Origin of the sequence: Zhouia amylolytica (assembly GCF_900116365.1) — a bacterium.
Classification (GTDB): domain Bacteria; phylum Bacteroidota; class Bacteroidia; order Flavobacteriales; family Flavobacteriaceae; genus Zhouia; species Zhouia amylolytica.
Genome location: NZ_FPAG01000003.1, coordinates 69,465 through 84,285, shown reverse-complemented (window position 1 = coordinate 84,285; position 14,821 = coordinate 69,465). Strand labels below are relative to the sequence as shown.

General features: G+C 35.2%; 13 protein-coding genes. 3 read left to right on the top strand and 10 right to left on the bottom strand.

Annotation, left to right across the window (positions count from 1 at the left end):
• Window positions 1–2 precede the first annotated feature (2 nt).
• The 8 genes from BM361_RS05395 to BM361_RS05360 form a co-directional block, all read right to left on the bottom strand.
• Entirely contained in the window at window positions 3–2,015 is a 2,013-nt protein-coding gene (locus BM361_RS05395) for a transglutaminase family protein (protein WP_074977482.1), read from the bottom strand.
• Between the two features lie 20 nt (window positions 2,016–2,035).
• Entirely contained in the window at window positions 2,036–3,952 is a 1,917-nt protein-coding gene (locus BM361_RS05390) for a DUF3857 domain-containing protein (protein ID WP_074977480.1), read from the bottom strand.
• An 80-nt stretch (window positions 3,953–4,032) separates the two neighbouring features.
• A complete protein-coding gene (dtd, locus tag BM361_RS05385) occupies window positions 4,033–4,485 on the bottom strand; it encodes a D-aminoacyl-tRNA deacylase (protein ID WP_074977478.1) in 453 nt (150 codons plus the stop codon).
• A 27-nt stretch (window positions 4,486–4,512) separates the two neighbouring features.
• On the bottom strand, window positions 4,513–5,463 hold the full coding sequence (rsgA, locus tag BM361_RS05380; RefSeq protein WP_038266388.1) for a ribosome small subunit-dependent GTPase A: 951 nt from the start codon (window positions 5,461–5,463) through the stop codon (window positions 4,513–4,515).
• Window positions 5,464–5,539: 76 nt separating this feature from the next.
• Window positions 5,540–6,622, bottom strand: a complete 1,083-nt coding sequence (locus BM361_RS05375) for a bifunctional 3-deoxy-7-phosphoheptulonate synthase/chorismate mutase type II (protein ID WP_074977476.1) — start codon at window positions 6,620–6,622, stop codon at window positions 5,540–5,542.
• A 17-nt stretch (window positions 6,623–6,639) separates the two neighbouring features.
• Window positions 6,640–7,500, bottom strand: a complete 861-nt coding sequence (locus BM361_RS05370) for a prephenate dehydrogenase (RefSeq protein ID WP_038266393.1) — start codon at window positions 7,498–7,500, stop codon at window positions 6,640–6,642.
• Window positions 7,501–7,524: 24 nt separating this feature from the next.
• Entirely contained in the window at window positions 7,525–8,670 is a 1,146-nt protein-coding gene (locus BM361_RS05365) for a pyridoxal phosphate-dependent aminotransferase (protein WP_074977474.1), read from the bottom strand.
• Entirely contained in the window at window positions 8,667–9,494 is an 828-nt protein-coding gene (locus BM361_RS05360) for a prephenate dehydratase (RefSeq protein WP_038266398.1), read from the bottom strand. Before BM361_RS05360 ends, BM361_RS05365 begins: the two co-directional genes overlap by 4 nt.
• A 402-nt stretch (window positions 9,495–9,896) precedes the next feature.
• Here BM361_RS05360 and pncB point away from each other — a divergent pair, with 402 nt between their 5' ends.
• The 3 genes from pncB (at window position 9,897) to BM361_RS05345 (ending at window position 12,549) form a co-directional block, all read left to right on the top strand.
• Window positions 9,897–11,087 carry a nicotinate phosphoribosyltransferase gene (pncB, locus tag BM361_RS05355; protein ID WP_074977472.1) on the top strand — a complete coding sequence of 397 codons (1,191 nt, stop codon included), beginning with the start codon at window positions 9,897–9,899 and terminating at the stop codon, window positions 11,085–11,087.
• A gap of 61 nt (window positions 11,088–11,148) precedes the next feature.
• A complete protein-coding gene (gene gldA / locus BM361_RS05350; RefSeq protein ID WP_038266402.1) occupies window positions 11,149–12,042 on the top strand; it encodes a gliding motility-associated ABC transporter ATP-binding subunit GldA in 894 nt (297 codons plus the stop codon).
• A gap of 120 nt (window positions 12,043–12,162) precedes the next feature.
• Complete coding sequence (locus BM361_RS05345) at window positions 12,163–12,549, top strand: group I truncated hemoglobin (protein ID WP_038266404.1); 387 nt, start codon at window positions 12,163–12,165, stop codon at window positions 12,547–12,549.
• Between the two features lie 359 nt (window positions 12,550–12,908).
• Here BM361_RS05345 and BM361_RS05340 read toward each other — a convergent pair whose 3' ends face one another.
• Together BM361_RS05340 and BM361_RS05335 are read right to left on the bottom strand one after the other, a co-directional pair.
• Complete coding sequence (locus tag BM361_RS05340) at window positions 12,909–13,655, bottom strand: head GIN domain-containing protein (RefSeq protein WP_074977469.1); 747 nt, start codon at window positions 13,653–13,655, stop codon at window positions 12,909–12,911.
• 12 nt (window positions 13,656–13,667) lie between these two features.
• A complete protein-coding gene (locus BM361_RS05335; RefSeq protein ID WP_038266410.1) occupies window positions 13,668–14,762 on the bottom strand; it encodes an acyloxyacyl hydrolase in 1,095 nt (364 codons plus the stop codon).
• Window positions 14,763–14,821 lie beyond the last annotated feature (59 nt).

Genomic DNA, 14,821 nt, shown 5'->3' with positions numbered 1-14,821 from the left:
GATTATACTTTAGTCAACACTATTTTTTCCGTTTGCTTTGCAACTAATTGCTTATAAAACTCCTTAATTGTATCATAATATACCGAACTAATTATTGCACTATTAATATCGGTACTAATACTTAATTGAATTACATTCTGAGATATTTTCGTTACGAATTTAAACATTCCCAAATCCTCTGGCAACTTTAAAATCATTGGTTCGGGATAAGATTCAATTCTATACCCCTCCGGGATATTTATATTTACCATATACCGATTTGATTTTGGGTACGAAAAATCAATTGGAAATTCTCTTTTTTCCAGTTTGAACGGGTTTTCCTTACGGGTAAAGAAAAACAATGGAGAGAAGTATATTTTATCACCTATTACATCTGCAGAACCTTCCTTTTTAAAATCAATACTTTCAACGATTGGTTTAGAAAGATCTTCCATGTTTTTCACTTCATGGTTTTCGACAACAATACCTTCAAAAGCATTTTCAATGTTTTCTACATATTCGTCTTCTGCCATAATAGAATAGACTTGACGATAAGTCAAGGCTCTATGTTTGGTAAGTTGTCTTCTATATTTTCCTTTCAAAGTACCATCCTCATTTAAATCAACCATCATATTCACTAAGGATTTAGAAGGGCTCGAAGGCATGAGATTCACCTCTGCTGAACTACCATTTTCTCTAACCAATCTTCCAAACCAATTCAAGGTCTTTTCAGGAAGTATATTTGGCCCACTAAACTTACTTGTACCGTCTAACAAAATTAAAGAGTTATCTATTTCAATGGCACAAATGACATAATTGAATCCATCTTTCGTTGGAAAAAAAGGAACTCCATGATTTCGTGTACTTACCAAGACCGGATTCGCATTGACACCCTGGGAACGCAACATTGCAGTAAGCATTAAATTAATCTCCGCCACATTACCAGTTTTTGAACTATATGCCTTTTTAACTCCATCGCTACAATACACGCCGGTGTATTGATTCCAATTCATTATTTGTTTAACATAGTTGTAAATTAATGCCACCTTTTCCATAGGGTTTTGAACTTCCTTAACCAAGTCTTGAATATCATTTTCAAAATAACCTGATTTCACCAACTGTCCGCCAAAGTTTGATGATTCATATATCGTTTTTGTAACGTGCTCCCAGGTTTGGTTAAAGTACTCAATTGGTGAACTAGGCATTTTGGTATAAGCCAGCTCATGTTTTACAGCACTTCTGTAATTATCTATGTTATTTACGTAATTCTCATCTTTTAACTTTGGCACTGAAGTTCCCTCATATTCAGTAATGTTACACAAAACCTCTAAATTAGATGTTTGAGTTTTATGCGCACTCGTTGTCACTTTCCCTGGCTCACTATACTGATACCTCATGCTCATCGTTTTCTTAAAAGCTGTTGTGTTACGTTTAATAGCAAAATATCCTTTATTAAATTCTTTATACCCTAAATATTCGGGAATTTCAGTCTTATACACTATATGATTAACAGGTATATCATACTGAAACTTCCATTCAGGCAAACTATGAATATACGGAGAGCGAATTCGATATTTATATTCTATCACCGAACCTTCCTTAACATTAGGCAGGGTAAACTTTTTTTGATTCCAATAATCATTAACTTCTTCTAAAAACTCACCACTTTTCTTCATTTTTTCATCCGTTACTTTGCCATTTTCCAAATTGTATGTAATTGCCTTCAGGCTTCTCATCTCTTCATCATTTGAACGGTTTTTACCTGCATATAATGGCACAGCCATTGTAGCATAACTATACCCCTCTTTCGTGTATATTTTAACTCTGGCCTCTACTTCTAAATTATAATACCATCCATTATCATACTCCATGGTTAAACGTCCTTTTTTAAATAAAATAGCTGCTGGAGCTGAAGAATCTCCAGGATGAACTTTTTCCAGAATTTCCTCTTTGGAAACTTTTCCAAAATCAAAATCCTGTGCTGTTGAAAAATAGAATGAGGTTAAGATTAAAACAATTGTAATTTTAAATTTCATAATGATTTATTTGGTAGCGGTTAACTTTTGATTAAAACAATTTTGGCATTATCGCATTTATTTATTTTCATTAAAAATTCACGAAATGCAGCATACTTTTCTTTCGAATACCTACCTTCATGAATGATCAAACTACGTTTTAATTTAATAGAATTATCGCCATTCTTTATAAGATCTACCTTATAGATTCCAAATTCATTTTCTATTGATTTACTTTCGGCCATTGCCTCTATTTCATATCCCTCTGGTAAATGAACACTAAATTCATCCTCATCAAAAAATCCTCTATCAATCTCCAGCGGCATTTTTCTGTTTCTATACCTGTTTGGAATATTACTTAGTTTATTGAAAGCATTTGGTGCAAAAATCATCCTTTCACCTGCCAAGGAGGCATATTTCGTAGCGGATATTTGAATTTTTTCGATGAACTTGATATTGCTTTTTTCATTTTCAAGATTAAAACTTTCAATGTTTAAATTATTGATATTACTCCAATAACTTTTGTAATGTTCTTCAATTTCGTCCTTCGAATAATCGTTAATAACAAAATGCTGATCGTATTGTATTCCACTAGTTTTAATTAAAACTTCACCACTAATACTCCCTGTTTCATCTAATTTATATTCCGCATTTATCTGTTGATGGTTCCTATCGTCCTTATAGGCATGTGTTCGCTTGATAACCCCACCTTCAGCAGTTACCACCAGTACGTCTCGGTTATCTGTAAAATCACCTAAAAACCCAAAAGGATGTATCTGACTAGTGCATTCAAGCCAGACATCTCCATTGTCCGAAGGAATATTGAGTATGACGTGATTTCCCTGCATGGAAGCAAAATTTTCTTCCATCCCTCTCTTATCAGATCCGGCATAAACAACGGCATAATAAGACTTTACTCCTACCGCCTTTAAAAGAGCTCTTGTGTAATTTGTTAATCCTTTACAGTCTCCATATTTAACCTCATCAACTATTTCTGCCTTTATTGGCCTCCACCCTCCAATACCCACTTGAACACTTATATACCTTGTATTCTCCTGCATATACTGATAGACAACCTTGGCTTTCTCAAGCGGGTCCTCCAGGTCTGCCGTTAAAACCTTCATTTTATTGACTGTATCTTCCGGCAGTTCATCCGTTCCGACAAGCAAATTATCATATTGCCATTTTCCCATATCTGCCCAATTGTGAACTTCTCCATCTACTCCCTCCAAATGAAGTTTAGATATTGCGAATAACACTTGAGGTTTATAAGACCTCAATGATGGGCTAAATTCTTCATATTCGACAGCTTCCAAGTTTTTTGCTGTATAGGTAATTGTTTCTTCAGTAGATTGATTTTCAATTCCAGGAAAGTCAAGAAAGTTTTTCTCCTTTGCCCTTAATCCTAAACCTGTCTGGTCCGTAATTGCTATGGTACTTAATTCAGTACTTACTCTAAAGCCTTCCAAAGGACTCCATGTTGGAATAAAAGCCGTATTGGATGTTTCGTATTCATATTCGTAGGCAACAGTAAAAGGAAATGACACTGGAGTATATTCTAAATATAACACTCTGGAATCTGAATATAAGGTACCTCCACTTACTGCGCTTACGTCTTTAAAATGCTTTTGTTTTATTGTTTTAATTTCATTTCCGAATGCGTCAAAAATGACTGCTTTTATATTTTTGATTTTAACATTATCATCATAATATAAATACACTCCTAAATCATTGTTACCTAATTTATTTAAAACGGCAACAATTCTTTTACCTTTAACATTCATTAAATTCTGGGATTCGAGTTCTATTTTCATCTCAGAAAATCGAATGACCGCATTGGCTTCTTTTTTAAGCGATAACGGAATTGTACTGGCCTGATAATACTTACTTTGTTGCGCCCATAAAGCGGTAAGACCTACGAATATAAAAAAACAAAAAGGAAGAATTTTCCTAAACATACTTAACAGATTTATCTTAAAATCGTGTTAAATATAACCAAAATTATCTAAAAAAGAAGAAATTCCTACAACCTTGAATCTTACTCTTTATTCTTGGTGTCTATGATTATGGTTACCGGACCATCATTAATTAAAGCCACTTTCATATCGGCTCCAAACTCACCTGTTCCAACTTTTTTATTCAAATCCTTTTCAAGATGAGTCACAAAAGCTTCATAAACTGGAATTGCAACATTAGGTTTAGCTGCTTTAATATAGGAAGGCCTGTTGCCTTTTTTTGTTGATGCATGCAAGGTAAACTGGCTAACCACAATAGCATCCCCTCCTTCATCAATTAGCGATCGATTCATTACACCATTCTCATCATTATAAATTCTAAGGTTCGATATTTTTCTGGAAAGCCATTCTATATCATCTTTACCATCTTCCTCCTCAATCCCTAACAAAATGAGCACCCCTTTATCTATCGCGGATTTCACTTCACCATTTATAGTGACACTAGCTTCATTGACACGTTGAATTACTGCTCGCATTACAATATAAAATTTAAACGGTTATTATTACTCCTCCCCATAAATATCAGTACGATAGGGTTCGTCATCCCCTTCTAGCAACTGTAAATAACTTCTATATCGAGACCACGAGACTTCATCCTTCTCCAAAGCTTCTTTAACAGCACATTTTGGTTCATCGACATGCAAACAATTATTGAACTTACAATTGCCTTTTAAAGCAAAAAACTCAGGGAAATAATCTCCTATTTCATCCTTATCCATATCAACCACTCCAAAACCTCTGATACCAGGGGTATCAATAATACGAGCATCAAAGCTCAAGTCGTACATTTCTGCAAATGTGGTTGTGTGCTGACCTTGTTGATGATACTCTGAAATTTCTGCAGTTTTTATATTTAAACCAGACTCAATTTTATTGACTAAAGTGGATTTCCCAACGCCGGAATGACCTGAGAACATGGAAGTTTTTCCGTTCATCATTTCTTTAACCTTATCCACATTTTCCCCTGTTCTGGCGGAAACCCCTAAACACTCATATCCAATCTTGCGATATATTTCGGTTAAATACCCGGCTTGTGCCTTATCTTCATCCGAATAGGTATCTATTTTATTAAATAATAAAATGGCTTTAATATCATAGGCCTCAGCTGTCACTAAGAATCTATCTATAAATGAAGTATAGGTAACAGGGTTACTGACTGTAACAATTAAAAATACCTGATCGATATTTGCTGCAATAACATGGGTTCGTTTGGAAAGGTTTACAGATTTACGGACGATGTAGTTTTCGCGGTCATGGATTTCTTTAATAACGCCAATTTTGTCGTCACCAATAGTCTCCAGATCAAATTCCACCACATCACCTACTGCTACCGGATTTGTACTTTTAATCCCTTGAATCCTGAATTTCCCCTTTATACGGCATTCATAAACTTCTCCTGTTGAAGTTTTCACTGTATACCAGCTACCGGTAGATTTATAAACCGTTCCTGTCATTAAAACTATTTTATGGCAAAATAAGTAAATCTCCGCCAATAAAATAAAAAAAGCCCTTTTCAGGGCTTTCTTTTATTTAAGATTTCAAAATCTTTTCCTGATGGTTGATCGATTCCTGGTGAATAGCCTTAAACATTTTTAAGACGAATTCTTCACTTAATCCTCTTTGTTCACCTTCTAAAATCATATTGCCAAGAATTTCATTCCAACGTTTAGACTGAAGTACAGCAACATTCTTTTGTTTCTTCAATGCACCAATCTCATCTGCTACCTTCATTCGCTTACCTAAGGTATCTATAATAGAATTATCAATAACATCAATTTGTGCACGCAGTTGATTCAACTTGTTATTATATTCAGCCTCTGCATCAGTTTCTTTTCTAATCTTTAGATCTTTCATAATCTGCACCAGGCTTTCAGGAGTAACCTGTTGAGCAGCATCACTCCATGCATTATCCGGGTCGAAATGAGTCTCAATCATCAGGCCGTCATAATTTAAATCTAATGCAGTCTGAGAAACATCAAAGATCAAATCTCTCTTACCACTAATATGTGAAGGGTCGCAAATAAGTGGGAGGTCTGGGAATTTATTTTGTAATTCAATAGCTAATTGCCATTCCGGAATATTTCTGTACTTTGTTTTTTCATAAGTAGAGAACCCTCTGTGAATTACTCCTAATTTTTTAATATCACTTTTATAAAGACGTTCGATCCCTCCTAACCACAATGAAAGATCTGGATTCACTGGATTCTTTACCAAGACCACTTTATCTGTTCCTTGTAAAGCATCCGCTATTTCCTGAACAATAAAAGGACTCACTGTAGATCTTGCACCGATCCATAAAAGATCAACATCTGCTTCTAAAGCAAGTTCAACGTGATTTGCATTTGCTACCTCTGTAGCAGTTTTCATTCCAGTTTCTTCTTTTACTTTCTTCAACCAGTTAAGTCCGAGAGCTCCTACTCCTTCAAAATTTCCAGGACGTGTGCGCGGCTTCCAAATACCTGCTCTAAAATAATTCACATCAGTATCTTTTAATTGATGTGCTATTTTCAACACCTGTTCTTCTGTTTCTGCGCTACATGGCCCTGCAATTACCAGTGGGTGATCTAATCCGAGATCATCTAACCACGTTCTTAACTCCTTTGAATTTTCCATTTTTTAAATTTTCTAATTTAATTTGTCTTGATTGATATTCCTGCTAATATTTCTTTAATTCTATTGGTATTCTGCATCTCTTCATAAATTGAAGAAAAATTATCTTGCTCCATTAATTCTTTAAACCTCTGAAGGTTATTAATATATTCTTCCAGGGTTTCAATGACGTTCTCCTTATTGTGTTCAAAAATAGGAGTCCACATAGCTGGTGAACTTTTGGCTAACCTTACCGTACTTTCAAATCCACTCCCAGCCATGTCAAAAATATCACGTTCGTTCTTTTCTTTTTCTATTACTGTCTTTCCTAGCATAAAAGAACTAATATGCGATAAGTGAGAAACATACGCTATATGTTTATCGTGTGCTTTTGGTTCCATGTAGCGAATCCTCATTCCTAATTCGTAAAAAATCTTCATGGCTCGTTCTTGCAACTTAAAAGCGGTTTTTTCAACCTCACAAACAATATTCGTTTTACCCTTAAACAAATCTGCTATTGCTGCTGTTGGTCCTGAAAATTCGGTACCTGCAATTGGATGCGTGGCTAAAAAATTTCTTCTCTTAGGATGACTTGCCACCTCACTACAAATTAACGACTTAGTAGAACCTACATCAAAAACCAAGGTTTCATCATTTACGATGTCCAAAACCTCAGGCACAACCTTAATAGCAGCATTTACCGGTATGGAAACAATTACCACGTCGGCCGCTGTCAGGTCAATCATTTCAGCGCCCTCATCAATAATGCCAAGGTCTAAAGCTTGTTCCACATGGCTTTTATCAGCATCAACCCCAAACATCTTAACCGATGGATTGGTCTTTTTAATATCAATTGCCATTGATCCGCCTATGAGTCCCAAGCCTATTATAAATACATTCATTTTTATTCTTTTTTGGTTTTAAAACTAAAACCTATTGATTGCCTCTTTTATTTTATCCTCAGGCACGCATAAAGAAAAACGAATAAATCGATCTCCATTGCTACCAAAAATGCTACCGGGAGTGATAAATATACTTTGATTGTATAGCACTTCATCTATAAAAGCCTCTACTGATTCAACATGATCCGGAACCTTTGCCCACACAAACATTCCTACAGCATTTCTGTCATACTCGCAATCCAGCCTATCGGCTAATTCATAGATGAGCTCTCTTCTTTTCTGGTATTGTTCGTTAATTCTATCATACCAACCATTTGATAGCTCTAATGCTTTAACAGCTCCTTTTTGTAAACTATAAAACATACCACTATCCATATTACTTTTTACCTTGATCACGGCTTGAATATGTTCTTGGCTACCTAAAACAAAACCAATTCTCCATCCTGCCATATTAAAGGTCTTACTTAATGAATTCAATTCAAGAGCAACCTCTTTAGCTCCTTCAATATTTAAAATACTGATTTGATCGGCATTAAGTACAAAACTATAGGGATTGTCATTTACCAAAAGAATATCATTGCGTTTAGCAAAAGCCACTAATTCTTTAAACATTTCTAAATTACCCTTGGCACCGGTTGGCATATGTGGATAATTTAACCACATTAACTTCACCTTAGATAAATCTTGAGCTTCTAAAGCTTCTATATCCGGAAGCCAATCATTTTCCTCTCTAAGATCGTAATAATTTGGCACTCCACCCACCAATTTCGTAACTGAAGTGTACGTCGGATATCCGGGATTAGGAATCAGCACTTCATCTCCTTCATTCAAGAAGGCCATGCTAATATGCATAATACCTTCTTTTGATCCCAATAAGGGCAAAATTTCAGTATTATATTCAACATCAACTTTAAAATGCCTCTTATAAAAATCAGCTATTGCCTTGCGTAATTCAGGTAATCCAACATAGCTTTGATATTGATGCGCTTTGGGATCGGTCAATGAGGTGGTCAAGGCCTCTAAAACCTCTTTAGCAGGAGCCATGTCAGGACTTCCAATTCCCATGTTAATAATTGGTTTACCTTCAGCTATTAGACCATTTACTTCTCGTAATTTTTTTGAGAAATAGTACTCCTGAACGGTTTCTAGTCTTTTTGCACTCTGAATCATATTCTAGCATTTTTATATTCGCCAAGCACCTTAAAATGCTCCGCCATTATTTCTAAAACAGACTTTGCTTTTACAAAATCTGAATATTTATCGAAAGTAACATCTACAAAAAATGAGTACTTCCAAGGAGTTTCGATAATTGGTAGGGATTGTATCTTCGTTAAATTCATTCTACAATCACTCATCACATTTAATATGGTAGCCAAACTTCCTCTTTTGTGATCCAGTTCGAATTTTAAAGAGGCCTTATTTATATCTTCCTCGGGAATAGCCGAATTCTTTGTTTGCACTATTACAAAGCGCGTAGCATTATTCTTGATCGTTTGTATTTCTGATCCTAATATATTTAAGTCATATAGCTTAGCGGCTGCATAGCTGGCTACCGCACCAACACCTTTTAATTGATTTTCGTGAATGCGTTGGGCAACCTCGGCAGTATCAGCATCCTCAATTAATTTAATATGAGGATATTGTTTAAAAAATTCTTTCGTTTGCAACAATGCCATGGGATGTGAATAAACCTCTGTAATATCTTCAATCCTCTGACCATTCAATGCCATCAGGTTTTGATGAATATTGATATAATATTCTCCTATTACATGCAATTGATTCGCATCGATGAGTGCATAGTTGGGAATGATGGAACCCGCTATAGAGTTTTCAATAGCCATAACAGCCATATTACAAGTCTTATCTAAAAGGCTTTCTACCAATTTATCAAACGAGAGACATTCATGAACTTCAATATCTTCATGAAAATACTCTTGTGCCACCAAATGGTGAAAAGAACCCTTAATCCCTTGTATTGCTACCTTATTATTCATTTAAATTTTCTGTAAAAAAAAAGTCCCGATTGCTCGGGACTTTATATTATATTGTTTTCACTTATACCTATAACAGTCCCGTTCCTCTCTTAAAGAAATAAAAGAAGAAATAAAAAAAGTTCCAGTTATAAGTCGTTGTAATCATTTGTTTGTCTTAAATCTGATGCTAATGTAAATATTAATTTGAAATATAAAACCTCTAACCTTTATTTTTTTGAAAAAAACATATTTTCCTTACTTTTTTTTTGAAATTCGAATAAAATATCACAGATATTCATGAATTTTAAAATGAATATTTTGCGGGACCATACTACCAAGACCAGGCTGGCACTTATTTAATAAACCTCTTCCATTTATAATATTAATCAATTACCTTTCAGAAAAATTACAAGACTTACTATTATGATTGATGAAAATAATTACGCTATTTTCAACTCTATATTAGATAACGACTTCTACAAGTTTACAATGCAATGTGCGGTTGTGAAACTTTTTCCTGAGGTAAAGGCCAAATATAAATTCATAAATCGCGGAGAACATAAATTTCCAAAAGGATTTGGTCATGCCTTGAGGAGTGCTGTGAACAACATGGCTAAATTACAACTAACCAGAGATGAAAAGTTATTTCTAACAGACACATGTCATTACTTTAACCCTGCATATATAGATTTTCTCGAAGGATATCGATTCGATCCCTCGGAAGTGACTATTAAACAAACAGGTGAAGATCTTGAAGTTTATGTTTCCGGGTATTGGTATCGAACTATTTTATGGGAAGTGCCATTACTTTCTTTAATCTGTGAATTATATTATGAGCTAACAGAGCAAGAACGATGGCCGAAAGAAAGAGTTATCAGTAATACGCTAGAGAAAATCAGGCTCTATAATGAGTTAGGGGTTACTTTTGCTGAATTCGGAACACGTAGGAGACACTCATACCGGACCCATCGCGAAGTGATGCATACGTTATCTACTTATAAAGGAAAGAGCTTTATAGGTAGCAGTAATGTTCATATGGCTATGCTCTATAAGGTAAAACCAATCGGAACGCATGCCCATGAATGGTTTATGTTTCATGCGGCAGAATATGGATTTAAAATGGCCAATGCACTTTCCTTAGAACATTGGGTAGATGTTTACAGAGGTGATTTGGGGGTTGCTTTGTCTGACACTTATACTACGGATGTTTTCTTTAAACAGTTCGATACAAAATTCGCCAAACTGTTTGATGGAGTCCGTCACGATAGTGGAGATCCTGTCGAATTTGCAGAAAAAACAATCGCTCACTACAAAAAACATGGTATCAACCCTATGTACAAATACATCATCTTTTCGGATAGTTTAAATCCTGAAAAGGTCGAATCCATTACTCATTCATGCAAAGGTAAAATAGGCATCTCTTTTGGTATAGGAACCAACCTTACCAATGATGTCGGACTGAAGCCTATGAATATTGTCATTAAACTTACTGATGTGCTTACTAATGATAACGAATGGATTCCAACGGTAAAGCTTTCTGACGAACCAAATAAACATACTGGTGAAGAAAAAATGATATCATTAGCCAAAGAATTGCTTCGAATAAAAGACTAAAGAATAAAAGACTTCGTTTATTGAACTGGTCTATTTTATTATTTTTGAGCAAAACAAAATTATGTCAATAGTTGTATCTAATATTACCAAAACGTACGGAGAGCAAAAAGCGCTTAATGAGGTTTCCTTTACCATCAACAAAGGAGAGATCGTTGGATTTCTAGGTCCGAATGGTGCTGGAAAGTCAACAATGATGAAGATCCTTACCACCTACTTAAAACCAAGCAAAGGTGAAGCTTCAATAAACGGATACGATATTAATAAGGATACAAAGAAGGTTCAAAAAAGTATAGGGTATCTACCTGAGCACAATCCTCTTTATCTCGATATGTATGTTAAAGAATATCTTGCTTTCAATGCGGATATTTACAAGGTTAATAAAGATCGTATTGATGAGATCATTTCTCTAACCGGATTAACTCCTGAAGCGCATAAAAAAATAGATCAGCTTTCTAAGGGGTATCGACAAAGAGTGGGATTAGCTACAGCCATGTTGCACAACCCCGAAGTTTTAATATTGGATGAACCGACTACCGGACTTGACCCTAATCAACTGGTTGAAATTCGCGAACTCATAAAAAGTGCAGGAAAGGATAAAACTGTTTTACTCTCTACACATATCATGCAAGAGGTGGAGGCGATATGTGATCGGGTAATCGTTATTAATAAAGGACAGATCGTTGCAGATAAAAATCTAGCCCAGTTAAATGACGACAAGCAACAAATTATATTTGTTGAGTTTGATTACCGGGTGGAGGAAGTTTTACTCAAAGAATTACCTAATATTACACATGTTCATAACATTGCCGGCTTTTCGTATGAGCTTCATTTCAAATCAGATCGAGACATGCGTTCTGTAGTATTTGATTTTGCGCATGATAATGGTTTAAAAACCCTTCAATTAAACCATAAACACAGAAGCTTGGAAACGTTATTCAAAGAACTAACCTCTTAAAAATAAAGAGTATAATCTTATTTTTTGTATTTTTAGGAGTAGAAATTAGAATACTACCTTTCATACTTAGCCAGGGTTTATGCTGTGTTTCCATTATAACCTTAAAAACCAATCAATCTTATGGAATCAGCAAACAAAAACTCTCTTTATCATCGTTTAGGAGAACTCAAAGGCATTGAAGCTATCGTTGATGACGCTGTTGATGCGCACATGACGAATCCAACTGTAAAATCAAGGTTTACGCCACTACTTGAAGATCCCAATCACTTTAAACAAGTCCGTCAACACTTAATCGATTTTTTTGCCGCAGGTGCTGGTGGAAATATTGATTACAAGGGCATGGATATGTTAAAAGCTCATAAAGGTATGAATATTAGCAAAGGTGAATATTTAGCCGTAATGGATGATATTATGGGTGCTCTTGAAAAACACAACATTGATGAACCGACTAAAAAGGATGTTTTAGCCATCATCTATTCATTGAGGGAACAAATCATTGGAGTATAATCTTCGATAGTTTTAAAAGTAATTTCTGGTAGAATTATTTTGATCAGGGAATTGATTACAAGTACTTATTCTACTGATCGGGCTGAATATCGTTTTCAATCAATCCGGATTTAGAGTTTTCAACTACCACATACTATCAAATAGGTTCTGAATATACTTTAACCATGCCTTATCTATGCTTTATCTATGGCTTATCTATGCCTTTGCACCGGGCCTAGAGTATTTAACATTAGTCTTTGCCTCCATTAAAAACAGCCCTTGGGATGGCTTCCTTCAAAATCAGCTTGAAGTATATAAAAAACCCTGACCCCTTCACCTTGAATTTGAAGCTGATATTTTATCGCCAATCGATTCCTGGTCTAATCTTCGAAAATAAGTCGTCCTTTAAAAACTTCCTCTACTTCGACAATCGGAGGTTTATTAAAAGACCTGACATCGCCATAACTGATGATTTGTCCTTTTAAACTTTGGACAGGATTAACAAGCACATCGTTCGTTCCTCTATGGTAAACAGAAACATTTTCTGCAATAAGCTCAGCCCCCTCAAATCTGCCGTTTCCTGCCGTGTATCTCAATTCGAGATTCTGAACATGACCTCTTGCATAACAGTTGGAAAGATTGGAAAAATTTAATCTGAGTGTTTCCATATTAATATCGATATCAAAATCACCAACAGATTGATAATTTCCTGTACTGTACTGCTCTGATATCAACAATAAATTTGAGAACTCCCATACTCCATCAGAATAAACGGTGAACTGGCTTGCATTTCTGATTTCTTTTAGATCCGGTACGGTCACATAAATTTTCGTTTTATCATAATCTCTTACATAATTGCACGAGTTATGATCTGCCAGTATCAATTTACCCTCGTCAACATGAACATTAATATCATTGATCAGGTTCTTGCCAGATTCGACCTCAACTTTATGTTCATCTCCCATTTTAATCACAAGAGTCACTCCCTCCAGAACCAATATTTTATCAAAAACAGGAACTTCTCTAATTTCTTTTACCAGCGTACCTGCTGTTTGAAAACAATCAGAAGCATTTTCATTATTACATGAAATCAATAATAGTAAACAAATTACGAAAAGTCTCTTCATACAGCCAATACATTAAAATCTATAACCAAGTCCAAACTCCAGAGCTTCAGCTTTTGCAGCATGGGTTTTTAAGGTAAGTGCCCCAAATATTTTTTTGCCAAGATAATATTTTAGCCCAACTCTTTGATACAAACGTCCTTCGAATTCAACAGGATAGTAGGTATAGTAACCGAATTGGGTTAGCACTGAAATCTTATTAATAAACAGCTCATGACCGATAAACACTCCTGCTCTTTTATAATCATCGTCTTCGGTTATTCCCCAATGCGGAGAGGCTGCTGCCCTATATCTTATATATTGTTTTAGAAAATTAGAATAAAAAACGTCGGTTCCCAGTTGAATAGCGCTTTTACGGTTCAGTCTTTTATCGGCATATACTGAAAATACATAAAACGGAAACTGACCACTATGCACCTGATCGCTTTCATTGAGTCCTGTTCGAAACACAAAATTTACACGCACACGCTCTTTAAACTTATTACTTAAATTATCGTCAATTAAACGAGGTGAATTATTATCGAGTCTATAATTTAACCCCACATTAAAAGCTATGGAGTTTACGCTGGTATTAGGCGCCTTAATGTTCGCGTTTGAATGATGAAGTAATGAGGCTCCTACCTGGAGTCCGACATTATCAAAAATGCGTTCTTTTTTATAATTAAGCATTAAATAAGTGCTGCTCAATATCCTGGAGCCAAAGGCTACATTTCTGAAGTTTTCTTCTTTATCATAAGGATCCGTGGCATAGGCCAGACCTTGTCCTACGCGGATCATAAAATTTCGGTTCAGGAAATAGAAATTATAGTGTGCATACAATCCATGGCTCTGACCCAAATTTTCATTTTTAAAATCCTGATATGAATAAGAGATTCCGTAATCCGGATAGTTATAGTGCTGTTCCCAGTTTTTTTCACCGAAGGTCTTTTTGTTCCATCCTACAATAAAGCCTTCAGGATGTCCTGTTATTAAGTGCTGGATATCGGTATTATGAAGGGCTATATTCCCTGTAAAGTAATTTACATCTATGAATGAAGCCTCTTGCTCACGATCCTGAGCATTAAGGGCTGAGATAAATAACAGAAGAAGTATTACTATTTTTTTATGCATGTCTAAAAATCAGAGGCAAAAATAATTTTATTTTCTTGGTAAGAAAAACTTTCATAGCA

Bases quoted from the DNA above. Each gene is read 5' to 3' on its own strand.
- BM361_RS05395 (WP_074977482.1), bottom strand. From the start codon at position 2,015: ATGAAATTTAAAATTACAATTGTTTTAATCTTAACCTCATTCTATTTT.
- BM361_RS05390 (WP_074977480.1), bottom strand. From the start codon at position 3,952: ATGTTTAGGAAAATTCTTCCTTTTTGTTTTTTTATATTCGTAGGTCTT.
- dtd (WP_074977478.1), bottom strand. From the start codon at position 4,485: ATGCGAGCAGTAATTCAACGTGTCAATGAAGCTAGTGTCACTATAAAT.
- rsgA (WP_038266388.1), bottom strand. From the start codon at position 5,463: ATGACAGGAACGGTTTATAAATCTACCGGTAGCTGGTATACAGTGAAA.
- BM361_RS05375 (WP_074977476.1), bottom strand. From the start codon at position 6,622: ATGGAAAATTCAAAGGAGTTAAGAACGTGGTTAGATGATCTCGGATTA.
- BM361_RS05370 (WP_038266393.1), bottom strand. From the start codon at position 7,500: ATGAATGTATTTATAATAGGCTTGGGACTCATAGGCGGATCAATGGCA.
- BM361_RS05365 (WP_074977474.1), bottom strand. From the start codon at position 8,670: ATGATTCAGAGTGCAAAAAGACTAGAAACCGTTCAGGAGTACTATTTC.
- BM361_RS05360 (WP_038266398.1), bottom strand. From the start codon at position 9,494: ATGAATAATAAGGTAGCAATACAAGGGATTAAGGGTTCTTTTCACCAT.
- pncB (WP_074977472.1), top strand. From the start codon at position 9,897: ATGATTGATGAAAATAATTACGCTATTTTCAACTCTATATTAGATAAC.
- gldA (WP_038266402.1), top strand. From the start codon at position 11,149: ATGTCAATAGTTGTATCTAATATTACCAAAACGTACGGAGAGCAAAAA.
- BM361_RS05345 (WP_038266404.1), top strand. From the start codon at position 12,163: ATGGAATCAGCAAACAAAAACTCTCTTTATCATCGTTTAGGAGAACTC.
- BM361_RS05340 (WP_074977469.1), bottom strand. From the start codon at position 13,655: ATGAAGAGACTTTTCGTAATTTGTTTACTATTATTGATTTCATGTAAT.
- BM361_RS05335 (WP_038266410.1), bottom strand. From the start codon at position 14,762: ATGCATAAAAAAATAGTAATACTTCTTCTGTTATTTATCTCAGCCCTT.